The organism is Ruania alkalisoli (genome assembly GCF_014960965.1).
In the GTDB taxonomy this organism is placed as follows: domain Bacteria; phylum Actinomycetota; class Actinomycetes; order Actinomycetales; family Beutenbergiaceae; genus Ruania; species Ruania alkalisoli.
The window spans coordinates 795,908-813,943 of sequence record NZ_CP063169.1 but is presented as its reverse complement, the minus strand read 5'-3'; the positions used below and the strand labels follow the sequence as shown (position 1 = coordinate 813,943).

The 18,036-nt window shown below is 69.9% G+C and carries 15 protein-coding genes; 5 read left to right on the top strand and 10 right to left on the bottom strand.

Annotated features, from left to right (window positions below; translation table 11 throughout):
* Positions 1-1,420: 1,420 nt before the first annotated feature.
* Positions 1,421-2,398, top strand: coding sequence for an ATP-binding protein (locus IM660_RS03395; RefSeq protein WP_246465112.1), 978 nt, complete (start codon positions 1,421-1,423; stop codon positions 2,396-2,398).
* A gap of 57 nt (positions 2,399-2,455) precedes the next feature.
* Here the strand turns inward: IM660_RS03395 and IM660_RS03390 are convergent, their stop codons facing one another.
* Both IM660_RS03390 and IM660_RS03385 read right to left on the bottom strand, forming a co-directional pair.
* Positions 2,456-3,283 (bottom strand): SDR family NAD(P)-dependent oxidoreductase, encoded by an 828-nt coding sequence (locus IM660_RS03390; protein WP_193498020.1) that lies wholly within the window; start codon positions 3,281-3,283, stop codon positions 2,456-2,458.
* A 129-nt stretch (positions 3,284-3,412) separates the two neighbouring features.
* Positions 3,413-5,716 carry a sodium-translocating pyrophosphatase gene (locus IM660_RS03385; protein WP_193498019.1) on the bottom strand — a complete coding sequence of 768 codons (2,304 nt, stop codon included), beginning with the start codon at positions 5,714-5,716 and terminating at the stop codon, positions 3,413-3,415.
* A 168-nt stretch (positions 5,717-5,884) separates the two neighbouring features.
* Between IM660_RS03385 and IM660_RS03380 the strand changes: the two genes are divergently transcribed.
* On the top strand, positions 5,885-6,412 hold the full coding sequence (locus tag IM660_RS03380; protein ID WP_193498018.1) for a sigma-70 family RNA polymerase sigma factor: 528 nt from the start codon (positions 5,885-5,887) through the stop codon (positions 6,410-6,412).
* Positions 6,409-7,644, top strand: coding sequence for a hypothetical protein (locus IM660_RS03375; protein ID WP_193498017.1), 1,236 nt, complete (start codon positions 6,409-6,411; stop codon positions 7,642-7,644). The genes IM660_RS03380 and IM660_RS03375 overlap by 4 nt, the downstream gene beginning before the upstream one ends.
* A 4-nt stretch (positions 7,645-7,648) precedes the next feature.
* Here IM660_RS03375 and IM660_RS03370 read toward each other — a convergent pair whose 3' ends face one another.
* The 8 genes from IM660_RS03370 to ssd form a co-directional block, all read right to left on the bottom strand.
* The gene (locus tag IM660_RS03370) at positions 7,649-10,081 is read right to left on the bottom strand and encodes a DEAD/DEAH box helicase (RefSeq protein WP_193498016.1); all 2,433 of its coding nucleotides are present in this window, start codon (positions 10,079-10,081) and stop codon (positions 7,649-7,651) included.
* 60 nt (positions 10,082-10,141) lie between these two features.
* Positions 10,142-10,513 carry an Rv3654c family TadE-like protein gene (locus IM660_RS03365; RefSeq protein ID WP_193498015.1) on the bottom strand — a complete coding sequence of 124 codons (372 nt, stop codon included), beginning with the start codon at positions 10,511-10,513 and terminating at the stop codon, positions 10,142-10,144.
* On the bottom strand, positions 10,510-10,881 hold the full coding sequence (locus IM660_RS03360) for a TadE family type IV pilus minor pilin (protein ID WP_193498014.1): 372 nt from the start codon (positions 10,879-10,881) through the stop codon (positions 10,510-10,512). The genes IM660_RS03365 and IM660_RS03360 overlap by 4 nt, the downstream gene beginning before the upstream one ends.
* Positions 10,881-11,117, bottom strand: a complete 237-nt coding sequence (locus IM660_RS03355) for a DUF4244 domain-containing protein (protein WP_193498013.1) — start codon at positions 11,115-11,117, stop codon at positions 10,881-10,883. The genes IM660_RS03360 and IM660_RS03355 overlap by 1 nt, the downstream gene beginning before the upstream one ends.
* Before the next feature lie 144 nt (positions 11,118-11,261).
* The gene (locus IM660_RS03350) at positions 11,262-11,861 is read right to left on the bottom strand and encodes a type II secretion system F family protein (RefSeq protein ID WP_246465111.1); all 600 of its coding nucleotides are present in this window, start codon (positions 11,859-11,861) and stop codon (positions 11,262-11,264) included.
* A gap of 4 nt (positions 11,862-11,865) precedes the next feature.
* Positions 11,866-12,561: a type II secretion system F family protein gene (locus IM660_RS03345; RefSeq protein WP_193498012.1), complete on the bottom strand. Its 696-nt coding sequence runs from the start codon at positions 12,559-12,561 to the stop codon at positions 11,866-11,868.
* Positions 12,561-13,706 (bottom strand): TadA family conjugal transfer-associated ATPase, encoded by a 1,146-nt coding sequence (locus IM660_RS03340; RefSeq protein WP_193498011.1) that lies wholly within the window; start codon positions 13,704-13,706, stop codon positions 12,561-12,563. The genes IM660_RS03345 and IM660_RS03340 overlap by 1 nt, the downstream gene beginning before the upstream one ends.
* Positions 13,703-14,734 carry a septum site-determining protein Ssd gene (ssd, locus tag IM660_RS03335; RefSeq protein WP_193498010.1) on the bottom strand — a complete coding sequence of 344 codons (1,032 nt, stop codon included), beginning with the start codon at positions 14,732-14,734 and terminating at the stop codon, positions 13,703-13,705. Before ssd ends, IM660_RS03340 begins: the two co-directional genes overlap by 4 nt.
* Positions 14,735-14,802: 68 nt before the next feature.
* Between ssd and IM660_RS03330 the strand changes: the two genes are divergently transcribed.
* Positions 14,803-15,846 (top strand): hypothetical protein, encoded by a 1,044-nt coding sequence (locus IM660_RS03330; RefSeq protein WP_193498009.1) that lies wholly within the window; start codon positions 14,803-14,805, stop codon positions 15,844-15,846.
* A 157-nt stretch (positions 15,847-16,003) separates the two neighbouring features.
* The gene (gene acs, locus IM660_RS03325) at positions 16,004-17,992 is read left to right on the top strand and encodes an acetate--CoA ligase (RefSeq protein WP_193498008.1); all 1,989 of its coding nucleotides are present in this window, start codon (positions 16,004-16,006) and stop codon (positions 17,990-17,992) included.
* Positions 17,993-18,036 lie beyond the last annotated feature (44 nt).

Below are 18,036 nucleotides of genomic sequence, written 5' to 3'. Positions count from 1 at the left end.
CGCGCTCGCTCAATCCGAGCGGTCGCAAGCGCTACTCAAGGACATGCGACTCGCACCCGTGGCCACGCTCCGAGCACTCTGAACACGCTGGCAGAGCCGTCCCGCGAGCCGAACGCACACCCAAACTTTCCGATCCGCTGAGAGGGTGGCGGTGCTAGTTCTATTGTCGACCGCACACCGCCAGGTTGCAGTTTCACATCGAGGTACGGAGAAGGCGTGGACAACTCAGCAGCACAGCAAGTAGTCGAAGCGGCCACTCGACGTCTGCCTGAACGCTCGACATGGGCGGCCCCCGAGGGGTACCCGAGCTCGCTCGCGCTATGCATCGTCGCCTCCATCTATTCGACCGGAGTGCGCTGGGCCGGCGTACGAAACGTAGTCCATCGCTACCACGAGTACCGTCAGCCTCACGCGAGTCGAGACGGTACGCAGGAACTCCTGCGCACGTTCGAGACCCTCGGCGGGGTCGATGAGTGGGTCTCGACCATTGGCAACCCCACTTGACTTCGACTCGAGGCGGAATCCTCAAGGCCGAGGTGGTCAGGTCGACAGCACTGACGCTCCACCAGCGTGGCGTCACCTCGACGTACGAGTTGCGCAGCCTCGACACCGAGGATCTAGCGGCCCTCAAGAGAGACTGGCTCGGCCTCCATGGTCAACGGTCCGGCATAACGTGGCGGTACATGTTGATGCTCGCCGGTGTACCCGGAGTTAAACCGGATCGAATGATCCTCCGCTTCATCCGCCGCGAGACCACCCTCGGGTACCTTCGTCCTGACGAAGCTGCCAACGTCGTGACTCAGGCAGCCGAGATACTCGGGGTCTCACCGACCGCGCTCGATCACACGATCTGGCGCTACGTCTCCGGACGCAACGAGGCATCGAGGCGATGCACGTCGTCAAACCGTCGAAGGCAATGGTCAAGTCCATCATGACGGAGGCGCGCCGCACATGAGTGCGACCCGACCCGACCGGCGCGAACCTTCGTGGCAGTCTCGTTCGGCTCAAGCAACGGTCATAAACCGATCCTCATCCGGCGGCCCCGAGCGACCGACCCCTCCACGAATTCCCTGGCCGGATTCTCACCTGTTCGCATGGAAGCGCCACGCCGCACGAGCCGGACCGTCGCGCTCAACCGCGTCGATGTCGAGCAGGGCTCCGTATTCCTACGCGACGTTGTCCCCGTGCCATTGGCCGGTCGGCACCCCTGCTCCACGTCGCAAGGCGAGCTGCTCGCATAGTTGCTTCGTTCAACGGCTCACGTTTGCTCAATACGGTGACTCACATTTGCTAAGTATCGGGCTTCATGTCTGCTGAGTTCGTGCCATGGTTCTGGAATCGCTCGTGCCACGCAGACTCAGCGAGCGCCTGGCTGATCTGGTCGCCGTGGAACCGGTGATCGCATTGCACGGCCCGCTCGGTGGGTAAATCCACGGTGCTGCGTAGAATCGCAGCCGACGCCCGAGGGTCGGTTCTCGACCTGGACGACGTCGAGGTGCGTGAGGCGGTCGTCGGGAACCTGGCGGCGGTCGCCGGAGTCCGGGAGAACCTGCTCGAGGCGCTCAGGGCCGACCCTGACGGCGCGGTCGGGCAGATCCCGACCTCCGAGACCGTCCGCCAGGACTACGTGGAACGCGTCTGCGCCGGGGGGCTACCCCTGGCAGTGCGGCGTTCCGGCTCGGCTCGGGCGCGCTGGTTCGACGACTTCGTCCGGGCATCGGTCGAACGGGACGCTCTCGAACTGAGCCGGATCCGTGAACGACAAGCAATGACGGACCTGCTGGGCCTGCTCGCTGCGCAGACCGGGCAACTCGTGAACCTCTCCGCCACTGCCGACAAGCTTGGCGTCAGCCGGGCCACCGTCGACAGTCACCTCCGGCTGCTCGAGGACCTCTTCCTCGTCGTACGACTACCAGCTTGGGGCAAGACACTGCGCTCGCGAGTGAGCGCCAAACCCAAGGTCCACGTCGTCGACTCCGGCCTAGCCGCCCGGCTCCTGCGGCTCACACCCGACAAGCTCGCAGGACTTGACCCGGCATCACTGACCGACTTCGGGCACCTGCTGGAGACCTTCGTCGTCGGAGAGATCCGCAAGCAACTGTCCTGGCTCGATGAAGCGGTGACCGTCGGTCACTGGAGAACCAGCGATGGTGCCGAAGTCGACGTGGTGGTCGAGTACGACGACGGAACCGTCCTCGCGTTCGAGGTCAAGGCCAACGAACGCGCACCTGGCTCCGACTTTCGCGGTCTGGCCCAGCTACGCGATCTCCTTGGTCCGCGATTCGCTGGCGGAATCGTCCTCACCACCGGGTCTCGCTCCTACACCTACGCCGACCGCCTCCACGTCATGCCCCTCGATCGGCTGTGGACGCCTGTCACGAGCCAGGCCAGCCGCTGAACTGCTCCCCTCGGCACGGTGCCGGGCGCAAGAACTCGTGGGTAGGCGGCGCACCGGTCATTGCCCCAGAGGACTCTCCCAATCCGTGACAGTCAGGCGCCGGCCAGTGGGCTGCCCGTCAGTCGCGGCGGCAGCACGCGCCCGCAGATCCTCGACCGTGTCTGTACCGGCCCGCAGGTAGCAGCCGGAGAGATGGTCCAGCTCGCCGGTCGCGATCGCGCGGATGATCGCGGTCACGGCCTCCGGCGGCGTCCAGTCGGTGCGGTCGGCGTGCGCGATCATGCCGGCCGTCATCTCCGTGGCGACCACGCCGGGTGCCACCTCGAAGGCGCGTAGGCCACGCTCGTACCCGGCCTCGTGCAACCCGCCGCCGATGCGGAAGAGCGCGGTCTTGGCGATGTTGTAGCCGGCCATGACGTCCATGTCCCGCACGCCCGCGCCGGAGCTGAGGTCAACCACCCGGCCCCCGCCGCGCAGGAGCATCCCCGGCACCGTCGCCCGGGCTACCAGGAACGCACCGTAGACATTGACGTCCAGTACCTGCCGCACCTCCTGCGGGTCGGCCTCCCACAGCGGCACCTCCGCATCGATCACCCCGGCGTTGTTGATGAGAAGGTCCACCGAGCCCAGCTCCTGCTCGGCGGTGGCCACCGCCCGGGTGACGGCGTCGGTATCGGTGACGTCCGCCGTCAGGACGAGCGCCTTGCGCCCGTGGGAAGAAACCTCGTGGGCGACCTCCTGCAGCCGACCCGAGTCCCGGGCGAGGAGGGCGACGTCCAGGCCCGCATCGGCCAGGCCGACGGCGAGGTGGCGTCCGATCCCGCGGGAGGCGCCGGTGATCAGGGCAGTGCGGGCGGGTCCGGGGTACGTGCGGGCGGTAGCCATGACCTGATGCTAAGCCTCGCCGCATCGGTCGACGAGTGGAGTCCCTGACCGCAACGACACGGATACGTGGTCTGCAGGCTCAGGCAGCCGCAGATCTGCGCGTCCGTGTCGTTGCCGTCAGACCGAGGCTCAGGAGCCGGTACTGACCGTCTCCTTCTCATCGATGCCGTCGGTGATATCGATCTTGCCCGCACGCACCTTCGCAGCGACGATCGCTGCGAACGCGATCAGGGCGGCGCCGAGCGCGATCCCGATCCGCAGCGTGTGGTTGGCATCCTCGGGCACGCTGAGCATCACCACGGCCGGTGCGATGAGCACCGAGACCAGGTTCATGACCTTCAGCAGCGGGTTGATCGCGGGCCCGGCGGTGTCCTTGAACGGGTCGCCCACCGTGTCACCGATCACTGTCGCCGCGTGAGCCTCGGAGTTCTTTCCACCGAAGTGACCGTCCTCAACGATCTTCTTCGCGTTGTCCCAGGCACCACCGGAGTTGGCGAGGAACACCGCCATCAGCACCCCGGCCCCGATCGCGCCGCCGAGGAAGCCGGCCAGCGGGCCCACACCGAGCCCGAAACCGACGGCGATCGGCGCGAACGCCGCCAGCAGGCCCGGGGTCGCGAGCTCGCGCAGAGAATCCTTAGTGCAGATGTCGACGACCTTGCCGTACTCCGGCCGGGTCTCACCGGTCATGATGCCGGGGTGGTCACGGAACTGACGGCGAACCTCGAACACGATCGCCCCGGCGGCGCGGGTGACCGCGTCGATCGCTAACCCGGAGAACAGGAACACGGTCGCCCCACCGAGAATCACTCCCACCAGCGTGATGGGGTTGATGATCTCGTAACTGAGCATGGCCGCGACCGTGCCGTCCGTGGTGACCTGCGCGCCGAGCTCCGCCAGCGCCATGCTGACGGCGTCGCCGTAGGAACCGAACAGGGCTGTCGCGGCCAGCACCGCGGTCGCGATCGCGATGCCCTTGGTGATCGCCTTCGTGGTGTTCCCGACGGCGTCCAGATCGGTGAGGATCTGCGCCCCCGCCTCGTCCACCTCGCCGGACATCTCCGCGATGCCCTGCGCGTTGTCGCTGACCGGGCCGAAGGTGTCCATCGCGACGATCACCCCGACCGTGGTCAGCAGACCGCAACCGGCCAGGGCGATGAGGAAGAGCGCCAGCCAGATCGAGCCGCCGGCAATCAGGAACAGCCCGCACAGTGCAGCAGCGATGATGCCCGCCGTCCAGACGGCCGATTCGAAGCCGACGCCGATACCGGAGAGGACAACGGTCGCCGCACCCGTACGAGAGGCGGCTGCCACGGTCCGGGTGGGCTTCGCCGTCGTGCCGGTGAAGTAGCCGGTGATACCAAGGATCACGCCTGCCAGCACCACGCCGATGAGCACGGCGACGGCCGAGACCAGGCGGGGGTCGCCGTCATGGTCAGCGAGGGCTTCCCCGACACCGGTGAGATCGGCGAAGGAGGAGGGCAGGTAGACGAAGGCGGCCACGGCAGCCAGGGCGGCGCCGATGAGGGCGGAGACGTAGAAGCCGCGGTAGATGGCCCGTAGCCCGGACTCGCTGCCGCGGACCTTGGTGATGAAGACGCCGAGCACCGCCACCAGCGCCCCGATGGCGGTGACGATCAGCGGGAACACCAGGCCGGCCTCACCCATCGTGGCCTTGCCGAGGATCAGTGCGGCGACCAGGGTGACCGCATAGGACTCGAACAGGTCGGCGGCCATACCGGCGCAGTCACCGACGTTGTCGCCCACGTTGTCGGCGATGGTGGCAGCGTTGCGCGGGTCGTCCTCGGGGATCCCCTGCTCGACCTTGCCGACCAGATCGGCGCCGACATCGGCAGCCTTGGTGAAGATGCCGCCGCCGACGCGCATGAACATCGCCAGCAGTGCGGCGCCGAAACCGAAACCCTCCAGGACGGCGGGGGCGTCGCCACGGTAGACGAGCACGACAGCGGCGGCGCCCACCAGACCGAGACCGACAACGCTCATCCCGACGGCACCGCCGGTGCGGAAGGCGATTCGTGCGCCCTCTTGGCGTCCGTTCGGGCCAGTGGCCGCCGCTGCCACGCGGAGGTTCGCGCGGGTGGCGAGCCACATGCCGAGGTAGCCGATCGCGGCGGAGAACGCCGCGCCGAACAGGAAGGCGATCGAGCGGCCGAGCTTCACGCCACCGTCGCCGGGGAGCAGGAACAGCAGGGCGAACACCACGACGGCGAAGATCGCCAAGGTGCGGAACTGCCGGTTCAGGTAGGCCTGGGCTCCCTCCTGGATCGCGGTGGCGATCGACTGCATCGCCGGGGTTCCGTCGCCGGCAGCCAGCACTTGCCGTCGCAGGACCACGGCGAGCACCAGGGCCACGACCGCCACGACAGCGATCACCGACACGATCACGAGGCTCGAGGTTCCGAGCTGCAGCATCCGTCCTCCTCGACGAACAGACGTAACCCCGCCCGGGTGTGGCGGGTGTCCGGTGAGTCTAACCAGGAAAACGTGACATGCCTCACCACCCGGGAGAGCGCCCAACGGTTTGCCGACCCTGTGCGTCTAGGTTCATGACAGACCGCACCCGGGGAGAGGAGGACGATCATGGCGCACTGGGAGCCTGTGCTCACCGACCTCATCGCTACCCGGGGGCGGGCGCTGACGGCGTACGCGACGATGCTGTGCGGCAACTCCTCCGAGGGGGAGGACCTCACGCAGGAAGCGCTGACGAAGGTATTCACCACACTCAGGCGCCGCTCCCGCGACGACGCGCTGGAGTATGCCGAAGCGTACGTGCGCCGGACGATCTTCAGTCTCTACCTCGATCGGGCACGGCGGCAGCAACGGTGGTCGGCGGTGCGCCACCTGTTCACCCGCACTGACGCCAGCGACCACAACGGCCGAGCCCCGGCATGGGTGGATAGTGCCGGTGACCGGGTGGACGTGCAGCGTGCCCTGCAGACGCTGACCGAACGACAGCGCGCCTGCACCGTACTGCGCTACTACGCCGATCTGACCGTGCCCCAGATCGCCGACGAGCTCTACCTCTCAGCCGGAGCGGTGAAGCGCTACCTCCACGAGGCAAAAGGGCGCCTGGCGCGTGTGCTGGCAGTGGAAGGAGACCAGTCATGAACCTCGACGACGAACTGCGCAGGGACGCGGAACGGAGCAGGCGCATGGACGGGCCGAACCCGCTGACCGGGAGGGTGGAGGAGATCGCCTCGCACGTGCGGCGCCGGCGGCGGGGCCGCACCGCGGCCGGGGCGACGGTCGCTCTCGCCGCCGTCATCGGCGGCGTCTGGGGCGTGACCCAGACGGGCCTGCTGGACTGGCAGGCACCGCCGCCGGCTTCGCCCTCGCCGACCGTCGAACCCACCGGGGATGCCGGCGACTGGTGCGGGATGACGCTGCGCGAGGTCACCGACCGCATCGAGCACGCCGTCGACGCCGAGGTCGATGTGACCACGTCCGGTGGCACCCACGCGATCGACGTGACACTGCGCTCCGAGGAGGACGTGCACCTCACCGACCGGATCGACGTCATCGTGGCGGCACCGGGCACGGACCAGATCCTCGCCTACAGCGTGGGTCCCGATCAGGGAGCTGTCACCGTTCCTGCGGGCGGGGAGGTAAGCCTCGGGCGCAGCCTGGACGCGATGACCGTGTGCGTCGACGATCTCACCGGTGCCGCGCCAGTCTCGGTGGGTGCCCTGACAGCGGACGATGGTGCCTGGTGGGCGACGTCGGCCGAGGAGCTGACGTTCGTCAGCGGGCGGCTTGAGGCACCGGCCGAGGAGACCGAGGAGCCGAGCCCCGATCCGGAGACCGACGAGCCGAGCGCCCCCTCCGAAACCGAGGAAGCCCGCACCGAAGAGCCAGCAGCACTGCTACCTCCGCCAGAGTTCCTGCCCGAGTGTGGCGACACCTGGATCCCTCCGACCACCAGCACTGGCCTGCGCATCGAGGCTGAGTGGGGCGACGCTCCCTTGGTCCCGGCCGCTATCGATGGGAGGTTCCCCAACGCGGAGGTCACCATCGAGAACGTCAGCAGTGAGACGTTGGGCTTCAGAATGTACTTGTGGACGATCCTCGTTCAGGACGGCATCGTGGTTTCGCCCCAGGTACTCGGCACGGACGCCATCCTCCGTGTCGACCTCGCCCCCGGAGAGGTCGACACACAGACAGCCGGCCACGGACTCGCCGATCGCTGCAACAACCCTGCCAATGGCTACGGCAACCCAATTCCGGCGGGCAGCTACACGATCTACACCATGCTCATGGATTACGAGGCGTATCAAGAGCACAGGACGCGCAATCCGCTGGCGATCTCAGAGGGCGCGCACATTGAGGTAACCGGGGGGTGAGGCGTCACTCCGGCGCCAACTCCACCAGCAGCCCCAGCACCGCGAGCGCCCCGGCCTTGTCCAGCGGGGAGTTGTTGTTCCCGCATTTGGGTGACTGGATGCACGCGGGGCAGCCGGTCTCGCAGGAGCAGCCGGCGACGGCGTCCCGGGTGGCGGTGATCCACTGCTTCGCCACGGCAAATCCTCGCTCGGCGAATCCTGCCCCGCCGGGGTAGCCGTCGTAGACGAAGACGGTGGGCTGGTAGGTGTCGGCATGCACTGCGGTGGACAGGCCGCCGATGTCCCAGCGATCACAGGTGGCGACCAATCCGAGCAGCCCGATCGCGGCGTGCTCGGCGGCGTGCAGCGCCCCGGGTAGGTCAGCCGGTGCGAGGCCGAGATCGTCGAACACCTCCGGCGCTGCGGTCCACCAGCAGCCCGTGGTGCGCAGTGTGTGCTCGGGCAGGTCCAGCGGGTAGGAGCCGATGAGCTCGAGCGAGGGCAGACGTCGCCGGTCGTAGCCCACCACCCGGTCGGTGACCTCGAGTGCGCCGTAGCACCAGCGCACCGGCCCCCACTGCTGCTCCGCCCGGGTCTCGAGCACGCTGATCTGCTTCTCGCTGCGGCTGCGCGTGCGGTAGCCGACCTGCGCCTCGGTGACGATCGCGACGTCGTCGGCGTAGTCCCGGACCAGGTAGGTCCTGCCCTGGTGGACATAGATCGCTCCGGTGTGCACCGTGGCGTCGGCGCGGCCGGCGTCCACGGTTCCCAGCACGCGCCCGGTGCCTTCTTCCACCACCTGCACCGGTGGTCCTCCCCCGCCGCGCAGGTCGGTCAGGGAGGCCGGATCCTCCGGCCGGGAGTAGTTCCAGTACCAGGCGTTCCGGCGACGGCGGAGCATGCCTCGTGCGACCAGCTCACCGACCAGGTCGGCAGCCGTGGGCCCGAAGGTCACCAGGTCCTGCTCAGTCAAGGGGACTTCGGCGGCCGCAGCGCACAGGTGCGGGGCGAGGACGTACGGGTTGCCGGGATCGAAGGCGGTCGCCTCGATCGGGGTGGAGAAGATCGTCTCGGGGTGGTGCACCAAGTAGGCATCGAGGGGGTTGTCGCTGGCGATGAGCACAGCGAGCCCTTCGGCACCCGCCCGGCCGGAGCGGCCGACCTGCTGCCAGAAGGAGACGCGGGTGCCCGGCCAGCCCGCGATGAGCACGGCGTCCAGGCCGGAGATGTCCACGCCGAGTTCGAGGGCGTTGGTGGTGGCCAGCGCCCGCAGGTCGCCGGTGCGGAGTGCGCGTTCGAGTTCGCGGCGTTCCTCGGGCAGGTAGCCGCCGCGGTAGGCGGCGACCGTGTCGGCCGGTTCTGTCGCGGTTCTGTCCAGAGCGCCGGGCCGGTCCCGCAGCATCGACCGGGTCTGATCGGCGATCGCCTCGGCCCCCACCCGGGAACGCACGAAGGCCAGGGCCCGCCTGTCGCTACGCACCAGGTCGGCGAGCAGTTCCGCTGTCTCGGCGAGGGTGGAGCGCCGGGGGCCGTCCGCCGGGGTGCCCGTCGGCCGCCACGCGTTCACACCGTCCTCCCCCTCGCCACCATCGATCTCCTCGACCGGAGCACCGTCGTCGAGCACCGGCGGCTGCCAGAGTGCGACGGTCCGGCGACCGGCCGGTGCGGCGTCGTCGGTCACGGCGACCAATGCGTCAGTGTCGACGCCCAGCAGCCGGGCAGCCGACACGGCCGGGTCACCGGTGGTGGCGGAGGCGAGAATCGCCGTCGGACGGGCACCGTAGTGGGCGGCGAGCCGCAGGAGGCGGCGGAGTACCACGGCCACGTGCGCGCCGAGCACACCGCGGTAGGCATGACATTCGTCCACGACGACGTAGCGCAGCCCGCGCAGCAGACGTTGCCACCGCTGGTGGCGTGGCAGGAGTGAGAAGTGCACGAAGTCGGGGTTGGTGAGCACCAGGTCGGCGTGGTCTCGCACCCAGTCGCGTTCGCTGAGCGCGGTGTCGCCGTCGCAGGTGGCGGCGCGCACGTCCCGGATCTGCGCGCTGCGCAGGAGCGTCTCCAGCCCGTGCAGCTGATCGGCCGCGAGCGCCTTCGTGGGACTCAGGTACAGGGTGGTGGGGCGCCGATTCAGCGCGGCGATACTGGTCCCGAGGTTCCGGGACGCCTCGCGCACGGCAGTGATGGCGGGCAGCCACGCGGCCAGCGACTTGCCTGACCCGGTGGCGGTGGCCAGCACCACGTGGCGGCCTGCCCAGGCGGCCTCGGCTGCTGCGACCTGGTGCTCCCACGGGCGCTGCACCCCGCGTGCGGCGTAGCCGGCGACGAGGTCGGCGTCGGCCCACGACGGCCACGGTGCGTGGCGACCCGCACGGGCCGGCACAGTCTCCACGTGCACGAGACCGGCCTGCTGCCGACGTGGGGTGAGCAGCGCCGTCAGGGGCTCGGGGTAGGTCACTCCATCAGTGTCTCAAGGCGGGCAGCAGATGACGGCTATACCGCCATCCGGTACGCATCCTCATCCCATCCCGACCGGGCCGGCGCGGGCCTCGGCCGTGGCGGCCCGTGACCATCCCGGTAGCGGCTCGGCGGGGACATCGACCCGGACGTCCACCAGTGCGCCATCCCCGACGATGCATGAGGCGAGGTCCGCGCCGTTGCGTTCGGCCACCTCGGCGGCGATCCGGCACGGGTCCGGTGCACCTCGCGTGGCCTCCCGTGCGGCCGCGATGGCCGCCAGATCGGCTGCCGCCTGGGCGGTACCGCGGGCGAGGCTGGCGTGGACCAGGCCGCCGAGGAGAACCATGGCGACGAGGCCGGTTGCCACGACGGCGAGCACCAGGACGGTGGCCGAGCCTCGATCACGGCGATCGCGGGTTCGGCGGATCATGGCGCACCCTCCGCCCATCCCGGCTCCACGGGGGTGGACGCGTCGGCAGATACCTCGATCAGCCGGCCGAGCGGCCCCAGCGGGAGGCCCGTACGAACCCCGACCATGACCCACTCGCCGTCGCGGGAGACACCCACCTCGACGTCCGCCCCGGCAACGTGCTCGGCGATTTCCACCACCTGCCCGGTGGTCTCCCCCAGTGCCGCGGCACGTGCACCCGCACGGGCAGCGTCCGCGCACCGAACCTGAGCGACGCCGGCTGCCGCCGCGGTCAGAACCGCCACCAGCATCAGCACCACAGCTGGCAGCAGGATCGCCAGCTCGGCGGTCACCGAACCGCGATCGCGCGGTGCGCGGACGCCGGTCATCAGGAACCGATCGAGAGGGCCTGCTGGATGATCCGCACCAGCATGCCGCGCACCTGGTCGCTGCCCATGATCGTCAGCAGGAGCCCGGCGAAGGCGACAGCGGCGAGGGTCGCGATCGCGTACTCGGCGGTGGCCATCCCTGCCTCGGACCGGCGGCATAGGCGAGCCCATCGCCGGGCGAGAGTGCGTGCTACCGGTCGGCCCACATGAGCCGGCCGGATGGTGGTCGATGTCATGGTGTTCTCCTTCGTTCGGGGGTCGGTCGACCCCGGGAGTCACCAGGCTGCGCCGCACCCGGGCAGCGGCGCTGACCGGAGGGGGCGGGTTGTGGAAACGACAGCACCTGCTCGCCACCACGGTCACGAGCACGGTCGCGGCGGTCAGGGCCGAATGAGGTCGGCACCAGTGGAGAGCAGCACGGGCACGAGACCGAGCAGCACGAACGCCGGGAGCAGGCAGCAGCCGAGCGGCAGCACCAACCGCACTCCAAGCCGGGCCGCTGCCTCCCTCGCGCGAGCGCTACGGCCGCTGCGAATCGTCGCGGCTGCCTGCCGCAGCAGCGGGTCCGGGTCCACGCCGTCCCGCCATGCCGGTGCCAGGCAGTCGCGGATCCGGCTGGAATCGGCCGTCTGGAGCGCTGATCGGGTCGACGCCGTCGTATCCGGTGGCCCCATGAGGTCCCAGGCCTCGTCCCAGTCGGCTCCCAACCGGAGTGCGGCCACGACACGGCGCAGCTGGGCGCCGGCATCCCGGCCTAGCGCGTCGCCGAGTGCATCGAGCGCGGCGGGGACGGATGCCCCGGCGGCGAGGGCACTGCGCACCAGGTCCAGTTGCACGGCCGGATCGACGTGCCCCGGGTGTGCGCTGCGTCGGCGCCGCCGGGACACGATCGGCCCGTCGGCCGGGCGCCCGGTGACCGGGCGGGTCAGTGCCCAGGGCAGCAACGACGCGGTGACCAGGGCCAGCACCAGCACACCCACGAGATCACCGGCCGGCGCGTTCGGCAGCGGCGACCAGGGCGCCTGTCCATCGGTGGCCGGCCGCCATGAGCGCAAGACCGAGCGCCATGCTGACCGTGCCCCAGCTACCGTCGAGGAACACCCCGGTCGGGTCGACGCCCAGGATCAGCCCGAGCAGGACACCGGCAAGCGGGAGCCAGGCCAGCAGCCGCGCCGTCGCACGTGGAGCAGCAAGCGCGGTGCGCCGGTTCGCGGCCGCCTCCTCGGCCTCGGCCACTCCGTGGGCGCAGGATTCCAGGACGTCGGCCAACGGCGCACCGAGGCGCTCGGCCATACGCACCGCAGCCACCGCCCCGGCGACGGCGTCTGTCCGGGGAGAAGCGCCGCTCGCCAGGGCCCCCGGTCCTGCGCCGGCGGCTGGTGCACCCGGCCCGATCACACCCGGCCCGGTCGTACCCGCAAGCTCACGTAGCGGCCCGGGCACATCCTGGTACCGCTCGCACGTCTCCCGCCACGCAGCCTGGACGGACGCCCCGGTACGCAGACGGGCGGCGACTTCCACCAGCACGGTGCCGACCGGTGTCTGGGCACGCGCATCCCGGCGGCGCGGGCGGCGCGGGCGAGCCGTCTTCGCGGTGGCGGGCATCGACGGTAGGCGACGTCCGGGAACGGTGAGCAACGCCGTCGCCAGGACGAGCAACAGGGCGGCGAGGGCGAGCATCAGCGCGGCTCACCCGAGTCCAGCGTGCGGGCGAGCCCGGGCCAGGCACTGGCCTCGATGAGATCGCCGTCCGGGCCGAGCGTGAGCGCAAGATCGCAGGCGACGTCCTCGGCGCCGTCCGGGCGCAGCACCGCCACCTCGGCGAGCATGCGCCGCCCCTGGCGTCGCACCAGGTGCAGCACAGCGTGGATGGCGCTCCTGGCCTGCACGGCAACAGCCCCCGGAGGCATACCCGCCAATGCCCCCAACGCGATGAGGCGGGCCGGCACATCGCGAGCGGTGTTGGCATGGATCGTGGCCCATCCGCCGTCGTGGCCGGTGTTCAACGCCCCGAGCACGTCCCGCACCTCCGCACCGCGGCACTCGCCGAGCACGATCCGATCAGGGCGCATCCGCATCGCCGTACGCACCAGGTCCGGCAGTGTCACCTCACCTGCCCCCTGCACATTGGGGCGGCGTACCTGCAGATGCACCACATGCGGGTGGGCGGGAACGAGCTCAGCCGCCTCCTCGATGCAGATGATCCGTTCACCGGGCGCCACCAGTGAGAGCGCGCTTGCCACCAGCGTCGTCTTACCCGCACCGGTCGCCCCGCTGACCAGGACGTTCGCACGCACCTGGATCAACCGCTCCAGCACCTGGGCTCCACGCGATCCGAGCATCCCAGAGGCTTGCAGCTCGGTCGGGTCGAAGGCCCGGGTTCGCATCGTCCGCAGTGAGATCGCGGCCCCCTCAGCGCACAGCGGCGGCAGCATCGCATGCAGCCGGGTGCCATCCGGAAGACGACCCTCGGCGATCGGAGCGGCATCGTCGAGACGCTGCCCGGCGGCGGCAGCGAGCCGGGTGGCGAGAGCGCGGGTCTCACGCAGCCGCCCCGGTTGGAGCGTCAGGCCGCCACCGCGGTCCACCCAGACCGAGCCGTCGCCGTTCACGACGACGTCGCTGACTGCCGGATCGTCGAGCAGTGGCTGCAGGGTCGGTCCGGCGCCGAGCATCTCAGCCCGTGCCTGGCGGTCCAGGTCGAGCAACGCCCCGTCGGGGCGCAGCCCTGCCGATCGGCGCACCGCCCGGCTGACCTCGGCCGGGCCCACATCGGCCGGGCCGTCAAGGAGGGCTTGCCGCACCGCGGTGAGTCCGGTGCTCATTCGTCCACCAGGTCCAGATCCCGCAGTGCAGCGAGCGCACCTCGGCGCAGCGGCCCACGCCGGTTCTCCCCGGGCGCCACCCCGCGTTCGAGCGCAGCCGCCAGGCTCCGTTCCTCCCGCATGCTCACCGCCAGCGTCAATCCACATGCCTGCGCCACCTCGGCGGCTGTGAGGCCACCTGGCGCGGGGCCACGCACCACGAGCCGCAGATCCCCGCCCTGCCATCCTGCGGCCAGCATCCGTGCGGCCGCGCCGCTCATCACATCGCATGTGGTCACCACGTAGACGACGTCGCACATCCCGGCCCACACCGCCTGCGCCCGGGGGAGATCGAGCACGAGCAGATCGTGCCCGGCCGCCAGGGCGTCGAGCGCCTCGGAGCCCTGCGACGTATCCGGCCCTCCGCGCCAGTCGGCCGAGAGCACCCGCACCCCGCCCCACGAGGGCAGGGCCGCAGCGAGCTGGTCGTGCGGAAGGGACCCGTCCCCGGTGGAGAGGTCAGCCCATCGCAGCCCGCCGCTGTGCTCGATCCCGAGCAGGAGATCGACCCCGGCTCCGCATGTGTCGAGGTCGGCCAGGGCCGTCCCCAGTCCACGATCGACGGCGGTGCGGGCCAGGGCTGCAGCCAGGCAGGAGGCGCCGGCACCACCGCGGGCGCCGACCACGCCGATCACTTTCGCCCGGCGCTCCCGCGCCGCGGTGCGGACCAGGGTGAGCAGTTCCTGCGCGTCGGCGGGCAGCTGGAGCGGGCGACCTTCACCGGACGCGTGTGTCCGTCGAAGTGCCGGGGACGACACATCCGCGTCCTGCATCCTGACAGCAACCGAGCGCGAGCCTGGTCGCACCCAAAGCGGATCCTCCGGTGTGCGCTCCTCGAGGCTGTCGACGAGCAACCGGGCCGGGGCCGGCCCGGCACCGGGCGGATGCACCACCACCGGCCGGTCAGCAAGCGCCACCACCTCGCGCACGGCATCGATCACATCGGTGCGGGCAGACCGCAAGGCCACGATCGGTTCGTCCTGACTCATCGCTGCTCCCTTCACGTCTCCACCCTGACCGGTGTGCAAGCTCGACTCGCCCGCTCAGGAGGCGGGGTGTGGACAGACCGACGGCGGCACTCACCTGTGGATATCGGCTCACCTGGCTGGCGGCGCCCCGGCGTGCCACGATCACTCCGGAGGCCCGGCATCGATACGGTGTGGCCACCAGCCAACTGGAGGACCACGTGAGCACCGTCCCACCGCACGACCGCGACGACCGCGACTCGACCGCCGCGCCCGACGAGGCGGCGACCGAGGGCACCAGCGCGTCCGAGAACGTCACAAACACCGAGAGCACGCGCTCCGACCACGCAGCGGCGGCACCTGAACCGTCCGAACCGACTCCACCGCCGCCACCGGCTCCCTCCACCTCAGAACCGACGACGACACTCGGCACCGAGCCAGCCACACGGCAGCTGCCTACCGAGGACGAGGACACAGCGCTCCGGCAGGAGCGGGCGCGTCGCTTCGGCCGGAGCACCGGTGAACCCGCATCAGAGCCCGTTCCACCCACCGCGGCTCCACCCACGCCTGCGACCCCCGTCGCCCCTGCACCGGTGCAGACCGAACCCGCACCTGCGGAGGACGACCCGTTCGGCGATTGGGATGACGGCCCACGATCCCGGGCTGCCGCGCACTGGTGGGGCATCCTCATCGCGATCGTCTTCGCTCCCGTCGCCTGGTACCTGCTGGCCGACGGCGGCGAGCGGATCGCCTTCTCCCTGGACCGCAACCTCGAGGCCGTGAACGTGGCCGGGCTCGTGGAACTGGCCGGAGGCCTCCTGTGCGCGATCGTGCTGCTGCTGGCCGCGCGCTGGTCCTCGTTGGGGTCGATCATCGTCGGGTCGATCGGCACTGTCATCGGTGCCGCATTCCTGGCCGTCCCGGTGATCGTGAACGACTTCCTGAACGACCAGTCCGCCCTCTTCGACCGGCTCGGCCAGTTCGGGACGAACGTCTACGACCACCTCATCTCCGAGGGGCACGCCGGACGGTTGCTGCTCTACGGGGTTGTGCTGATCTTCGTCGGGATCGTCTCCCACGGAGCGCGGCGGCAGGGTCGGCGCGAGGAGCGGCGCAAGATCGCTGCCGAGGCCTGAGCGGCTTCAGTACCTCTGCCGGAGGCCGGTTCCCGACGGGAGCCGGCCTCCGCCGTCGTGGGACAAGCCGTGAGGCTGCCACCGCCTGCAGCAACCGGCTGCGTTGGGCATAGGCTAGGTAGGTAGCCATGCACCATAGCCGTTGCTCGGAGGAACAGTGACCGACCACAACCCCGCCCTGGAGAACCTCCTGACCGAGACGCGCGCCTTTGCGCCGTCGGAGGAGTTCGCAGCCGCCGCCAATGCGAAGGGCGACCTGTATGCCCACGCTGAAGCGGATCGCCTCGAGTTCTGGGCCGAGCAGGCCCGCCGCCACCTCACGTGGGACACCCCGTTCACCGAGGTTCTGGACTTCTCCGGCGCCCCGACGGCGCGATGGTTCGCCGACGGGCGCCTCAACGCCGCCTACAACGCCGTCGACCGGCACGTCGAGGCAGGCAACGGCGACCGGACCGCGATCCTGTTCGAAGGAGAGCCCGGCGACACCCGCACCCTGACCTATGCCGACCTGCAGCGCGAGGTGTCCAAGGCCGCGAACGCCTTGGAATCCCTGGGCGTGGCGACAGGTGACAGAGTTGCTATCTACCTGCCGATGATCCCCGAAGCCGTGATCGCGATGCTGGCATGCGCGCGTATCGGTGCCGCCCACTCGGTAGTATTCGGCGGTTTCTCCGCCGAGGCGCTGTACTCACGCATCATCGACGCCGACGCCACCGCCGTGATCACCGCCGACGGCGGGTACCGACGCGGCAAGCCGAGCGCGCTCAAGCCGGCCGTGGACGACGCCCTGGCCAAGGGTGAGACGAACGTCAAACACGTGCTCGTGGTGCGTCGCACCGAGCAGGACGTGGCCTGGACCGAGGGCCGGGACGTGTGGTGGCACGACGCCCTCGGCGAGGCGTCCGCGGAGCACGCGCCGGTGGCCGTCGAGGCCGAGCACCCGCTGTTCATCCTGTACACCTCGGGCACCACCGGCAAGCCCAAGGGCATCCTGCACACCACCGGCGGCTACCTCACCCAGGCTGCCTACACGCACTGGAACGTGTTCGACCTCAAGCCGGAGACTGACGTCTATTGGTGCACCGCCGACGTCGGCTGGGTCACCGGCCACTCCTACATCACCTATGGGCCGCTCATCAACGGCGCCACGCAGGTGCTGTACGAGGGCACTCCGGACACCCCGCACCAGGGCCGCTGGTGGGAGATCGTCGAGAAGTACGGCGTCACGATCCTCTACACGGCCCCGACGGCGATCCGCACCTGCATGAAGTGGGGCGACGACGTTCCGGCGAAGTTCGACCTCTCCTCGCTGCGCCTGCTGGGCAGCGTGGGCGAGCCGATCAACCCCGAGGCGTGGATGTGGTATCGCCGCGTGATCGGTGGCGACAAGGCCCCGATCGTGGACACCTGGTGGCAGACCGAGACCGGCGCGATCATGATTTCCCCGCTGCCGGGCGTGACTGCGACCAAGCCAGGCTCGGCGCAGGTGCCGCTGCCGGGCGTCTCGGTGAGCATCTGGGATGACGCCGGTGAGGCCGTCGGCCCCGGTGGCGGTGGATACCTGGTGCTGGACCAGCCGTGGCCGTCGATGCTGCGCGGCATCTGGGGCGACGAGCAGCGGTTCTCCGACACCTACTGGTCCCGTTTCCCCGGCACCTACTTCGCCGGCGACGGCGCCAAGTACGACGCCGACGGCGACATCTGGCTGCTCGGCCGGGTGGATGACGTGATGAACATCTCCGGGCACCGCCTCTCCACCACCGAGATCGAGTCAGCCCTGGTCTCCCACGAGTGGGTGGCCGAGGCGGCCGTGGTGGGCGCCAGCGATGACACCACCGGTCAGGCGGTGGTGGCCTTCGTGATCCTGCGCGGGGACGCGAAGGAGAAGACCGACGAGGTGGGCGAGGGTGCGGACGTGGTGGCGGCGCTGCGCAACCACGTGGCTTCCGAGATCGGCCCGATCGCCAAACCTCGTTCGATCCTCGTCGTGGCGGAGCTGCCGAAGACCCGCTCGGGCAAGATCATGCGGCGGTTGCTGCGCGACGTGGCCGAGAACCGGCAGGTGGGGGACGTGACCACGCTGGCCGACAGCTCCGTCATGGATCTGATCAGCAGCGGTATGAAGGGCTCCTCCGCACAGGACTGACCCGAAATCCCTCGTCGATTTGGCTGTGCCTCAACCGCCAATTC